Genomic DNA, 11,711 nt, shown 5'->3' on the forward strand with positions numbered 1-11,711 from the left:
TGGTCGCCTCCCTAAGAAATACAATAATATATTGTAGGGTAGGACTCCAGTTTCGTTAGGGGGCCGTGGAGTTTTGGCGCAAACTAGCTGTAGGTTTTCCAGTTAGTTTCCATATTTCTTCCGAATATAGAAATCTAACTGTATGAAATCCATTTAGTTTTCAAATTTCACCCCAGATTCGGAGCAAGCTAGCTGCAAACCGCATGGAATAATTCCCCACATGCCATGAAAAGCGTCTGGTAAGGAACAATTTTACAACATCCCCGAAATTGCTTCATATAGAAGCTTTTCTTACCACATAGGATCGAATAATTTTCCACCCGGCAAAAAAAGCTGCCTCTAATACCGGGTTGTTCATCTTCTGTGCCGGGCTTCAATAGAAACTCCTTTTTATCCGGCCTGCTATCCTTGAGCCTCCCGAGATGCCTAACCCCTTACTTCACCGGGGGTAACTCCCCAATATTTGCGGAATACTTTAGTAAAATAGCTGACATCCTTATAACCGAGCGAGCGCGCCGTCTCCAAAACCTTCGTTCCCTCGTTCAGCCTTTCCATGGCCAGCTTCATTTTCTTGTCCAGCACATAGTGGGAGAATGACTGTCCGGTTTCCTGTTTAAACAATCGCGACAGGTAGAACGAATTGACATATAATCTCTGCGCTATCGTATGCAGGTTGATCGGCTGGTCGAGTTCGGCCTCGACGAATTTCATAATTTCCTCGACAATCTGGTGGCTGTTCGAGCTGCTGAGCTGTTTGGCATAGCGGGTTATGCTGCGGACCGTACTGTACAGCCATTGGACAATCTTCTCCTTCGTCTGCAGAGAATGCAGGTTTTGGAAATAAACATAATTGTCCCCGACGACTTCCTGCATCGCCCAGCCTTGGGAATGTACCGTCCTGACGAACAGGCTGCTGAAATACAGAGCGATCTCCCGCACCTGCTCTACAGATTGCGCCCGATGGATTCCCAGCCGGACCAGTTCATCGACGACTTCAATAGCTTTGTCCTCATTTCCGGCTTTCAATGCATTGGAGAGCATCTTTTCCAATGGCGGATTATACGGAATTTCCGCCATTCTGTCTTTCTGCCCGCGATAGGGGATGGCCAAATCATGCCCGTAAATGACTCTTTCCTGAAGCGCCCGGCGGGCTTGCTGATAGGACTCGAAGATGGATTCCTTGGAGGCGACCGCATTGCCGATTCCCGCACTGGCCGTTACCTTTAAGTATTCCTTCACGAGGACCAGCAGGCGGGAGGTAAGCCGGTGAATCTCCGTCATGAAATCACTGGATTTCCTCTCGTTCTTCTCCATAAACAGCAGGATGGTGGAATCATCGTAATCCTTCAGGACTTGGCAGGGAATGTCGTGTAAGTATTCCTTGGCCATCTGATTCAGGGAGAACCGGAGCAAGGAATTGTCTCTTTCGGTAAAGCGTGTCTCCGTTTCCTCCAAAGGGTCCATATCTACAATGATAACGGCGTAGTACTGGACCGAAGACAGATCGATCATAAGGTCCTGGCTGCGCTTTTCCAGCTCCCATCCGGTATATTGCCCCAGCACCCAGTTTAAATAAAAGTTGCTGCGCAATTCCGGCAGATGATCCTCCCAAGCTTTCTGCAGCTGCTCCTGCTTGTACAGAGCATCCAACTCCTGCTTGATCAATCGCTTGGCTTCCAGAACCGCATTCGTAATTTCCTTGAAGCCGGCCGGCTTTAACAAGTATTTCACGACATTAATTTCCACCGCTTTCTGGGCATAGGAGAAGTCGTCATAACCGCTGAGGATAATAACCTTGACGCGGGGATTGGCCGCCGTAATCTGCTGGGCTACTGTCAGGCCGTCGACCTCCGGCATCTGGATATCCAGCAGGACGATATCCGGCTTGGTGATCTGGAAGAGCTCCAAGGCTTCGGCGCCGTTTTCCGCTGTTGCGACAACCTCGATGCCATGCTCATCCCACGGGATGTTGCGGGCCATATTGTCCAGCAATTGAATTTCATCATCGACGATCATCAAATCCACGGGCTCTAGTCCTCCTCTTGTCCTGTTCCGATCTCATAGCAGCTTTCCAAGGGAATGGTAATCGTAATGGCCGTTCCGACATTCAGTGTGCTTTCAATCTCCAAATCAGCCTGTTCCTTGTAGAACAGCTTCAAGCGTGCCTTCACATTCCTCAGACCGAAAAATTCATAGTAAACCGGCTGAATCCCGCTAAATTTCGCATAGTCATTATAAGAGACTTTGTCCAATTGCCGACGAATGGCCGAGAGCTTCTCGCTGTCGATTCCTTTCCCGTTATCTTCCACCGTCAGAATAAGGAAGCCATCCCGTATCCGGCTGGAAATCTTCAGTTCTCCCCCTTCCGGCTTCTTCTCCAGCCCATGAAGGATGGCATTCTCCACTAAAGGCTGCAGTATCAGCTTGAGAAGCGGAACCGGTTTACTCTCTTCTTCGATATCGAAGCGTACGCTGAAATGATCTGCATAGCGCAGCCGCTGAACCGTCAAATAATAGGTTAAATGCTCCAACGTCTCCTCAATGGTAAAGACATCCTTCCCTTTGCTTAGACTGGTCCGGAAAAATTTCGAAAGATTCAGTACCATTTCGCTGATTTCTTCAGCCTCGTAATTTTCTGCTTTCCAATAAATGGAGTCCAATGTATTGTACAGAAAATGCGGGTTAATCTGAGATTGCAGCAATCTCAATTCCGTTTTTGCCATCAATAGCTGCTGTTCGTAATTATTTTTGATCAAGTCCCGATGCTCCTTTACCATATCATTGAATGAGCGGGTGACCTTGCCGAAATCGTCCTTTCGGTCCATAGGCAGTCGGGTATTCAAATTACCCTGCCTCATTTGTTTCATGCCGTAGGCCAGAGAGGCAAGAGGGGAAGATATTCCGCGATAGATGACCCATGCAATAATAACGGCTAGAACAATACTGACAGCAACTATATAGTAAGTGTATTGGCTTAAATGATTCGAAGACTGGTGAATGGCATGAATCGGCTGCAGCAGAATAAGAGACCATCCGGTTTCCTTGGAATTAATCCGCCGGATAAACAGCTCATTGTCATGATCCGTCGCCGTTTCGACCATTCCGTTCTTGGTGGTCAGAGTATCGGCCATAGAGGGCAGAGGCTCCTCCGTGGTGGACACTATCAACTGCATATTTTCATTGAACAGATAGACGTTCTCCTGCTCGGAGCCTGACAGATTGCTGATCATCTGCAGCAGCTTCTGCTTATTGATCGTAAGCATCAGGACATTATTGGCGTCGGGGCTGAAATAATCCATCAACCGCATCAGAGTGACGCTCTTCGGACTGAAGATAGATTCCAGCTCTATATCGTAGCCGGGTTCATTGTGGCGGGGGACTAGCCAGATGCCGGCTCCTTTATTATGGCTAATGACCGCCTGATACCATATCTGGGCTTCCAGATCCTCGATGCGCTTTCCTCCGAAACGGGTGGACAGAATAGTGCCGGATGAGGCATGCAGGATCGAAATTTGAGACAGTAAAGGATTAATCGTATTAATGTTGGTTATGCTGGCCAATACTTGACCGAAGTCGAAGTTGGACTGCGGAAGCGTCTTCGTATCCAGTTGGGTCAGCTTCTGATTGATGCTTCCGTCCATGGCGACAATCATGGAGAGCTCTTCTACATTTTGTATGGTGAGATCAATGTATTCCATCGCTCCCGACATGGCGTTCTGTATGCGCTCGCTTACTTGCTGGTCGAGGATCGATTTCGATTTGAAGTTGGCATACAAACTAATGAAGACGAGTGGGATCAGAATAAGCAGAAAGTAAACCGTGAGCCGAAGCTGAAGGGATTCAACCCACCGATTTGCAAACCAATGCATCAATTTCATGGCAGACCTCCCAACCGGGAATGAAGTTGTTATTTATTCATTCGATCAGAAGGCCGGGAAACCCTTTAATATCACCCTTTAACCGCACCGATCAGCATTCCTCTGACAAAATACTTTTGCAAAAACGGATAAACCGCAAGGATCGGCAGAATCGCTACGACGACCGTGGCCATCTTGATCGTTTCCGGAGGAAGCTGCTGCATAAGCTGGCTGTTCATCAATTGCAGCTCCTGGCTGACGTTCGGATTCTGGATCATATTGCGCAGAACAAGCTGGATAGGATAGAGGGATTTATCGCTTATATATAGAATGGCCTTAAAAAAATCATTCCAATGTCCGACGGCGTAGAAGAGTCCTATCGTTGCAATGATCGGCATGGAGAGGGGCAGCACGATGCGAAACATGGTCTGAAAGTCGCCGCAGCCGTCCACCTTCGCCGCATCTTCGATTTCGTCGGGGAGGTTCTGGAAGTAAGTCTTGACAATCAGCATATTAAAAGCGGAGACCAGTCCCGGGATAATCAACGCCCAGATCGTATTGGTCAATCCGACTCCACGGACGACGAGATAGGTAGGGATCAGTCCGCCGTTAAAAAGCATCGTAAACACGATGGCCAGCAGGAAGAAATTGCGTCCCGGAACGAATTTCTTGGATAGCGGGTAGGCTAGCAGAATGGTCGTGGCAAGGTTCAAGGCGGTTCCTACCACGGTAACGAATACGGTAATCTTCAATGCCTGCGGAATGCGCTGGCTGGAGAAAATCTCCTTGTAGGCATCGAAGGTAACGGAATTCGGTATGATGACGAAGCCGCCCCGGCTCAACACCTCCGAGAATGGCGTAATGGACATTATGAATACATAATAGATTGGAAACAAGCAGGCGAGGGCGAACAAGCCGAGAATAATATACAGAATGGCGTCAACGACACGATCTGTTTTCGTTTTATGCAGTACTAATGACATAACTATGCCTCCTAACCTGATGCTAGTTAAAGTTCAACTTTTACCAAATTCCGGAGCCGCCCATTCTCTTGGATAGGTTATTGGCTCCCAGGACGAGAATAAAGCCGACTATGGATTTAAAGAAGCCTGTAGCGGACGAAATGCTGAATTCCAGCTTCTCCAGACCTTGCCGGTAAACCCAGGTATCGATGATGTCGCCGACTTCATAAACGCGGGCATTCAGGAAAATAAACACCTGCTCGAATCCGGCATCCAAAATATGTCCGATACGCAAGATAAGCAGCAGCAGGAAGACATCCCGGATCCCCGGCAGCGTAATGTGCCAGATCTGCCGCCAGCGGCTGGCCCCGTCAACGACTGCGGCTTCATACAGCTCGCTGTTAATGGAGCTTAAGGCAGCCAGGTAGATGATGGCGCCGAAGCCGGTGCTTTTCCATAAGTCCGTAATAATTAGCAGTGGGCGGAAGAAGCTTTTGTCGGTCATCAGATTGACCTCTCCCCACCCCATGTTCTGATGGAACTGGGTGTACAGCCCGGAGCCGGGAGCAAGGAAGGCGAATACAAGTCCGAATACAATGACCCAGGAGAGAAAGTGGGGGCCGTAAGTAATGGTCTGTACGATCCGCTTGAACCAGGCTACCCGGATTTCATTGAGGATCAAGGCCAGCAGAACATCGGGGAACATCCCGAAAATAATGCGATAAAAGCTTATAAGAACCGTATTGCGGAAAATGATGAAAAAATCGGGGGAGGCAAAAATTCTCCGGAAGTTATCCAGCCCCACCCATTCGCTGCCCCAAATTCCTTTGAGCAGGTTGTAATCCTTGAAGGCAATGATCAGTCCGCCCATCGGCAAATAGGAGAAGATAAGATAGTAAGCCAAACCGGGAAGCATCATCAGGTAAAACCAACGGGCCCGATAAATCGATTTCCACTGGATTTTAGGCTTCGATTTTTTCGATTTTAGCGGCATAGCGATTTCTGGTTTCATCTGCACAGACTCCTTTGTCGAGAAATTAATAGCTTGGCTGGTCTGTTGAAAAATCGGATACCGCAGAGAAAGGTAGCTTTCCCCGCGATATCCGCCAATTCATACCATCAAGCGCCATACGACAACGACTTATTTATTTGTCTCTGAAAGTAATTGTACGCCCATGAGCCTTGGACATCTGTTCCGCATAGGCTTCGAAGACGGCCCGCCCGCCGTATTTATCCATCAGCTCCTCGCGGTATGTCGGCCAGTTGGAGGCATCCTGTTCTTCGAACAAGATCTTGCTCAGAACCGAATATAACTGATTGCGGAAATCGGCCAGATTATACCCTTCCGGCGGAGCTACGTTCGTTCCGATAGAAGGAAGGTATTTATAAGTTCTCAGTTTCTCCAGGATGGCGCGGTCGCGATCTGTCTCCGTGGGACGGACCACCTCAAGCCCGAACACCTGTGGCTCATCCGCCGCAGCGAAGAACTGGTATATGTTCAGGAAATCCCCCTGGTCGACGACATCCCGCTTGTAGGCATCCGCATCCAGCGTAATGGTATTGCCGTCTCTCTTGTAGTGAACGCCCTCTTGCCCGTAGCGGACCAGCAGGAACCCTTCCTCGCTGGCCATCCAGTCCAGAATTTGCAGAGTTCTTTCTACATTCTCTGCCGGTGCATCTTTACCGAACATAAAGGGGGCACCGGGCAAGGCTTCTGTCGCAACACCAGTGTCCGCAAAGGGATGAAACGGCTGCCAATCAACCTTTTCCGCATCCTCGGTTTTCCCGGCGGATTTCAGAATCTCTTTTGTTTTGAACTGGACGCTGTTCGGATCGTTGTCGAGTCCAGCGAATCGAGCGGATCCCCAGAAAATTCCGGCCTTTCCTTGTGCAGCTTTATTGAGTTCTTCGCCAGATTTTTGCAAATACCAATCTTCGTCCACAACCTTCATATCGATGACCTTGCGAATATCATCCAGCACTTGCCCGACCTTCAGGTCGGAATATCCGTCGACCAATTGATCGTCCACAAGTCCCAATCCATAGAGCCCGTTTTTCAAATACTCCGGCCAATAGACATAAGGGAGAGTTCCGTTGCCGAAGGTTGTAAACCCTTTGGTATCATCCTTCCCGTTATTATCAGGATCATTGAAGGTAAACGCCTTCATGACCTCGATCATTTCATCATAATTTGTCGGGATATCGACATCGACCCCTTTGGCCTTCAGATTGTCGATCCAGTCCTTGCGAACGTAGTAGGAAACATATTGCTGTTTGGGGAACGGAACCGGGGCGCGCATAAATTTGTTCTGTACCTGATAACGCTCCAGCTCATCCTCTTTAACCCAGTATTTGAAGTAATTCGGCATTTTCTCCGGAGTTACGAGCCCGGTCATATCCAGGGTCAGCCCGTCTTTAATGTAATTGTTGGATGCGGCACCGTCCGACATGAACATATCGGGCACGTCCCGGCCGGCCATCATCAGATTCAGCTTGGTCGTGAAATCCGCACCGAGCTGCATATGTTCAATTTGCAGGTCGACATTGAATTTTTCTTCAATGGTCTTTCTTACGAAGTCTTTGTCTTTAGGGGGCAAGCTTGAATTGTTGGAGCCGTTTACGAACCATTTCAGCGTGAGCTTCTTATCGTTAGAGTTGGACTGCCCTTGCCCTTGGTCCCCATCCTTGTTGTTGTTGGTGGTGTCCGACGTCGGTGTCGGCTCGTTAGCTCCCTTATCCGAATTACAGGCGGCAAGGAATAAAATCAAGACTAGCGAACATAACAGCATGAATGTGGTACCGAATTTAACATTCTTCAATCCTTTCATCCCCTTCGTTATGGTCAACTAATTGAAAACGATTACAAATAAGATTGTAAACGAAGGAGACGTTGAAATCCTATAGTATTTTTTTAACTTTCGATGGTAATCTAATTACTATTGATGACGACAACCCGCTATTAAAGCGGGTTGTTTCGTGAACCGGAACGGCTATCCGAATTGCTATTCTTTGTTTCCTATAAATAATTCCGTGCGAATGACCCGGTTATGGGCGCTAAATTGATCCACTTCCTCACGATTGTTGAACTCAGCCACACCTTGGTCATCCTGCCCGTTATCGTACCACACCGTGTATTCAATGCGGGCATCCAGCGGCTCATATCCATTCATGCTCGTCTGCATCTCCTTATCATCCGATGAAAAAAACGGCCTGAAAATCCGCCTGGATATTCAAGCCATCTTGAAGTTTGGTTCATGCCGAAGATTAACGTTGGGGATCCCGGTCTCCGTTCCGTTCGCGGTTACGGCCCGTCAAGCCGGCCAAGCCCACCAGACCCAACAAACCTAACCAGCTCCAGTTTCCGTAGTTCCCCGTTTCTCGGGTAGTGTAGGTCTGGGCTCTTGTTCCGTAAGGTCTATAGGTCACGCCCGTGCCGCGAGTCGTTCCGTCTGTGCCGGTACCTCTAGTCCCATCCATAGTGGTTGTGCCGCGGGGCGTCCCGTCTAGACCGGTACCTCTAACTCCATCTACAGTCGTATTTGGATCAGGTGAGCCTGCCGGGGGAGTCGGTACGGTCGTTTTATCCGTCGGCTCCGATACTCCGTAAGTGTGATTGGTTGTCGTAGGAGCAGGAGAAGACTCGGCGCTAGCCGTCAAAGCAAACATGAAGGACAGAGCTAAAGACATAAGGGTCAAGCTGATCTTCTTCATTATCTCACCTCCTCACTCCCCGTTAGTGTGATATGATGTTTCCCGGATTATGAGCATCAAAACCTGCCAGATTATTGGTGAACGTAGCGGCCTTGGTCCGGAATGGCCAAGCGGTCGAAATCCCGGGCCAGAGTCTCTAGCTGCCCGGCGAGATCCCGGCCGAACATCGGTTGACCGTGACCTGTATAGGCAGTGGCCAGATTTAATGCAGCGAGCTTCCGAACCGATTCTCGGGCTTGCTGCCAATCGGTTGTGAAATAGGCGGGCGGACCATGGATTTCCCTGGTCTGAGTCATGACGGACAGAGCGGATTCCTGCTTGACCGTAATAAAAGCGTCACCCGCGATGACCGTCCGGTCCTTCTCCCTGAACAGGGAAACGTGTCCGGGGGTATGCCCTGGCGTGTGAATCCATCGCCACTCCGGCAGGGAAGGAACGCTGCCGTCCGATGGCAGGGGCTCGATCCGGCCGCCCAAGTCTATCCCTTCATTGGGATAGAGGGGAGAAATTCCGGCCATCAGCCCACCTCCGACGGTAGGATCGGCAGGGGGGTAATCCTTGCGCCCCGTAAGGTAAGGAAGCTCGAGCGAATGCGCAAAGACGGGAACTTCCCAATGATCGGCCAGCTCGATAACGGTGCCTACATGGTCGAAGTGTCCGTGGGTGAGAATGATCGCCTTCGGCTTGCTGCCTACTCCGAATCGTTCTTCGGCAGCACCGATAATTTTGTTCGCAAAGCGGCCGATGCCTGTATCGACCAGCACCCAGTCTGCCGCACCGGATTCCTTCGGTTTTCCGATCATATAGAGGTTAACGATTAGTGTGGTGATCTGGTGAATATCGGAAATCTGTCCATTGTCCGTGGCTTCGACCGTGCGATCCGATTCGTTTCTTAACAAGATTGAACTCTCCCTTCCAAAAAGGATTTCCTCGTTGGTTTGCCCAAAATTTCGCCGTAAGATACGTGATTGCAGGAAAGGATTGAAAGGATTGCTGAATACAAAAAACGGAGAACCTATATCAGGTTCTCCGCTTGATTTGAAGTATAGAGGGTGATACAAGTGATACAAAAAAATCAGGCTTCCACGTCTTCCAGCCAACGAATTTCCTCCGGTGTCAGCCGGATTTGGGTCGCTTCCGCGCAGGACTCCATCTCGGCCTGATTCCGGGGCCCGATCAGGGCGGCGGTCGGGAAGGGCTGATTCAGAACGTAAGCGAGAGCGATCTGAATCGCCGTGACTCCCCGCTTGGCGGCCAGCTCTTCCGCCCGGCGCAGGCGCTCCCAATTGGCCTCGCTGTAGAACACGCGGACCGTGTCCGGATCGCTCAGGTCATCGGGGCGGTATCTTCCCGTGAAGAAGCCGCGGGCCTGCGACGACCATGACAGCAGCGGAAGCCCGCTGGCCGTATGCCAGGCGCACGTATCCGCGTCTGCGGACACGCAGCCTTCCCAATAAGGCTCCTTGGCCTTGGCCAAGCTCAGATTGGGGCTGCTGAAGGAGAAGCCCGTCAGTCCATGCCGTGCGGCATAATCGTTGGCCTCCTGAATCCGCTGGTGCGTCCAGTTGGAGGCGCCGATGGCCCGGATTCGTCCTGCCTGGATGTGGCTGTTGAGCGCTTCCATAATCGGGCCGACGGGAACGTTCGGATCGTCACGATGCAGGGCATAGAGGTCTACATAATCCGTTTGCAGTCTTTCGAGGCTTTCCAGCAAGTCTTGGCGAATGGCTTCCGCATGAACTCGCGGCCCCGCAGCATCGTGATGCGCTCCCTTGGTCAAAATTACGATATCCTCACGTTTGCCCCTTTGCTTCAACCACAGGCCGATAGCGACTTCGCTTTTGCCCCCGCAATAGATGTGGGCGGTATCGATTGTATTCCCTCCGATACGAATATAGGCCTCAAGGATTTCGCTCACTAGATCGATCTTTTCCGGCATGAAATAGTCTGAGCCCATAATGAGCTGCGATACTTTCGTCTCTAAACCATTAATGGAGATAAAATTCATCGCCTCTAACCTCCTAATGTGGAATAACGACTCTCGAACGTGTCCGGGCCGATTCCAGGCACGCATCCAGCACACGCATATTCCATACGGAATCCTGCTGTCCGAAGGCCGGCGCGGCTTCATCCAATACTACAGCGGCAAAATCATCCGCCTGAAGGGAATAATGGTTCATCGGCGGAAATTTGACTTCCCGTCTATGTCCGCGTACGGTGACGTAGAAGACGCTAGGGCTGTTCGGATCGCACACATAGGCAGACGGTACTTCAATCCGGCCATCCGTACCCAAGATCTCGAGTGTGTTGCGGGAGGCGGCCCACATTCCGCAATCGAAGGTCAGAGCGATCCCGCCCGGGAACTCCAGCAGCCCGGAAGCCATCATATCGACGCCGTCATGGTGCTCGGAGAAGAAGGCATGAACAGTGGCCGCTTCCGGCTCCGAACCGGTAACCAAACGAGCCGCACTGATCGGATATACCCCGATATCATATAAAGCGCCGCCTCCCATTGCTTGATTAAAACGGAAATTGCCGGTATTCGCCGAGCTGTTGAAGGTGAAAGCTCCATGAATCCCGCGCAGGTCTCCAAGCTCTCCGGAGGCAATGATCTCTTGGATTTTGTTATACCGGGGATGATGACGGTACATGAATGCCTCGGCCAAGTGAACGCCCGCCCGGGAACAGGCTGCGGTCATTTCCTTCGCTTCTCCGGCATCGATGGAGAAGGGCTTCTCACACAGTACATGCTTGCCTGCTTCTGCGGCGCGGATGGTCCACTCCTTATGCAGGTGATTGGGGAGGGGGATGTATACGGCATCGACCGAGTCGTCCTCCAGAAGCGCCTCGTAGCTTCCATAGGATTTGGCAATACCGAGCTTTCCGGCGGTTTCCCGCGCCTTGGATTCGTCCCGGCTCGCAATGGCGACCACTTCTCCCCGGGCAGACTGTTGAATCCCGGGTATCACGGACCCAATGGCAATATTGGCGCATCCCATTACGCCCCAGCGAAGCTTTCTGCTCATGTCTTCAGCTCCTTGTTAAAAATTTATTGTTATTATAAACCAGCAATTTTAAAATGAATATAATAAGATGTCAATAACACGATTTTGTCCGTCAGTGTCAAGCTAGCGTGGGCAGTCATTTAAGATGCCTGGAACGCGAACCCCGAAGGAACCTC

10 protein-coding genes are annotated in these 11,711 nt (G+C 50.5%); all 10 read right to left on the bottom strand.

The genetic code is table 11. The annotated features are described in order from the left end of the window. Positions 1-426: 426 nt before the first annotated feature. The gene (locus tag ACFQ03_RS15355; protein ID WP_379289245.1) at positions 427-2,016 is read right to left on the bottom strand and encodes a response regulator; all 1,590 of its coding nucleotides are present in this window, start codon (positions 2,014-2,016) and stop codon (positions 427-429) included. 14 nt (positions 2,017-2,030) lie between these two features. Beyond that, a complete protein-coding gene (locus tag ACFQ03_RS15360; protein ID WP_379289233.1) occupies positions 2,031-3,878 on the bottom strand; it encodes a sensor histidine kinase in 1,848 nt (615 codons plus the stop codon). Between the two features lie 71 nt (positions 3,879-3,949). Then, a complete protein-coding gene (locus ACFQ03_RS15365) occupies positions 3,950-4,840 on the bottom strand; it encodes a carbohydrate ABC transporter permease (RefSeq protein ID WP_144934367.1) in 891 nt (296 codons plus the stop codon). A gap of 40 nt (positions 4,841-4,880) precedes the next feature. After that, positions 4,881-5,831 carry an ABC transporter permease gene (locus ACFQ03_RS15370; RefSeq protein WP_150959258.1) on the bottom strand — a complete coding sequence of 317 codons (951 nt, stop codon included), beginning with the start codon at positions 5,829-5,831 and terminating at the stop codon, positions 4,881-4,883. 133 nt (positions 5,832-5,964) lie between these two features. Continuing rightward, positions 5,965-7,638: a hypothetical protein gene (locus ACFQ03_RS15375; RefSeq protein WP_379289236.1), complete on the bottom strand. Its 1,674-nt coding sequence runs from the start codon at positions 7,636-7,638 to the stop codon at positions 5,965-5,967. Positions 7,639-7,821: 183 nt separating this feature from the next. Then, a complete protein-coding gene (locus tag ACFQ03_RS15380) occupies positions 7,822-7,989 on the bottom strand; it encodes a hypothetical protein (protein ID WP_186328268.1) in 168 nt (55 codons plus the stop codon). 94 nt (positions 7,990-8,083) lie between these two features. Then, the gene (locus ACFQ03_RS15385; protein ID WP_225312514.1) at positions 8,084-8,530 is read right to left on the bottom strand and encodes a WGxxGxxG family protein; all 447 of its coding nucleotides are present in this window, start codon (positions 8,528-8,530) and stop codon (positions 8,084-8,086) included. A 71-nt stretch (positions 8,531-8,601) separates the two neighbouring features. Then, positions 8,602-9,429, bottom strand: coding sequence for an MBL fold metallo-hydrolase (locus ACFQ03_RS15390; RefSeq protein WP_379289239.1), 828 nt, complete (start codon positions 9,427-9,429; stop codon positions 8,602-8,604). A gap of 176 nt (positions 9,430-9,605) precedes the next feature. After that, entirely contained in the window at positions 9,606-10,538 is a 933-nt protein-coding gene (locus tag ACFQ03_RS15395) for an aldo/keto reductase (RefSeq protein WP_379289241.1), read from the bottom strand. A 13-nt stretch (positions 10,539-10,551) separates the two neighbouring features. Further along, complete coding sequence (locus tag ACFQ03_RS15400) at positions 10,552-11,556, bottom strand: Gfo/Idh/MocA family protein (protein ID WP_379289243.1); 1,005 nt, start codon at positions 11,554-11,556, stop codon at positions 10,552-10,554. Positions 11,557-11,711 lie beyond the last annotated feature (155 nt).

Origin of the sequence: Paenibacillus residui, from assembly GCF_042677205.1 — a bacterium.
Lineage (GTDB): Bacteria > Bacillota > Bacilli > Paenibacillales > NBRC-103111 > Paenibacillus_L > Paenibacillus_L residui.